2 protein-coding genes and 1 pseudogene are annotated in these 1,624 nt (G+C 32.8%); all 3 read right to left on the bottom strand.

The features are described 5' to 3' along the window. Positions 1–134 precede the first annotated feature (134 nt). Positions 135–401 (bottom strand): helix-turn-helix domain-containing protein, encoded by a 267-nt coding sequence (locus PSE72_RS19835; RefSeq protein WP_115167451.1) that lies wholly within the window; start codon positions 399–401, stop codon positions 135–137. A gap of 706 nt (positions 402–1,107) precedes the next feature. Next, positions 1,108–1,215 (bottom strand): annotated as a pseudogene (locus tag PSE72_RS19830) (terminase small subunit); the annotation flags it as partial. Between the two features lie 141 nt (positions 1,216–1,356). Then, positions 1,357–1,624 (bottom strand): lipocalin family protein (locus tag PSE72_RS19825; RefSeq protein ID WP_272691113.1); only part of this gene is annotated, 268 nt, incomplete at its 5' end.

The raw sequence follows: 1,624 nt of genomic DNA, 5'->3' as shown, positions 1-1,624 counted from the left end.
GCGAGAATTAAATAAATACACTATATACTAGTATAGTAATCACTTTATCGCTCCTCCTATATAGCAAAAACCAACCGTTTACAGTTGGTTTTTGCTATATAACTCAAGCGAAAGCAAGTTTCATCGAAATAAACTTAGTTTATATCTCCGCTACATACAATTATAGTTTTATCCTCATCCAAATTACTAAAAAAACTTTCAATATCAACATTCAATACCTTTAATATAGCTACTGTCTCCGCTATTCCTATCTTATCAATTTCATATTCATAACGATATAGTTGCTGCTCACTCTCTATTCCCGCCATTCTTGATAGCTCGAATACTGATAACCCAGCGTTTATCCTCAATTGACGAAGACTGCAAGCAATATGATTAGAAATCGAATTTTGGTTATCCATTAAATATCTCCTATTATTAATTAGTATTTACATAAAAAGCCTTGAAGGTAGTGACCTGTTTTATGGACTAATTAATAATATATGGAAAAATTTAATTTATATCGTATGCTGTAAGTATTAAAAATTTCATTACTAAATTTCTGACTCTACCTTTTGCATACTCTTTAGCCTGTTTATTTAGTAAGTAATTGAATACCAAAATTGGAAAACTCACATAATTAGATAATGTTCTAAATATACCAACCACTCAAGCTGACACATGAGTTTTTTTCTTACGGTAATTGATTAAATCCACTTTCACAAATTTTAAATTCATCACTCAATTTCCCTCAGTTTTCAGGTGCGCCACTACCTTCATAAGTCCATAATGAATTAGCTTGCGATGAAAAAGTGAAAGCAGCCAAAATACATAATATTATTTTATTATAACTCATATAATAATAACTTAGGTTATTAACGTAAGTTTCAAAACTACACTTTGATTCACACAAATAGCATTAGGATTCACTCCATTAATTCAGAAAAAAAGCACTGCTCATCCAAAATAAACCATACAACACTCCATTATAATAAAAAAATCACCAAAAAATCAGCCTATCCCCAAATCCATTTCCACTTCGTCCGCTAATTGCTCTGCTTCTAGCTTAGCGAGTCTCTCAGCTTTTTCGTTCAATTTGCTCTTTAAATGTCTGAATTTTGACATGCTTACCTTTAACAGTCGGCTTGATTTTACGTTTGCAGTTTTATCGCTGCACCCTGCACGAATAGCTGCCTGTGTAGTGTTTAAATCGCTGAGGTACTCGTGACAAAACATTTCTTATCTGTCGGTAAGCGCCATATTATGCCTATAACTTTGCTTAAGAGGATATAAGTAATAATGTCAAATAAGAAACCCGCACTTGGCGGGTCATATATTTCACTTGTTAAACTTCTCATTTTTAATAAAGAATAGATTCTACTGGAATATCAATATTCTTTGCCTATCAAAACCATGGTTACTTGCAAAACTAAGGTATTCATTTAATAACTCTGGTGGCATGGTTGGAGTACGCGATAGTACCCATAGATAATCTTTATTAGGTCCAACAACTAATGAATACTGATAGTTATCATCTAGCTTAATAATATTATAGCCGCCGTAAAAGGGCCCAAAGAATGAAACCTTTAAAGCCCCAGTATCCGAGGATTCAACAAAGTAAGCTTTCCCTATACTCTCTTTCCAT

This window comes from Providencia sp. PROV116 (genome assembly GCF_028482485.1).
GTDB classification, from domain to species: Bacteria; Pseudomonadota; Gammaproteobacteria; order Enterobacterales; family Enterobacteriaceae; genus Providencia; species Providencia rettgeri.
Note: the sequence above shows the minus strand (reverse complement) of the source record. Positions and strands in the feature narration are given on the sequence as shown.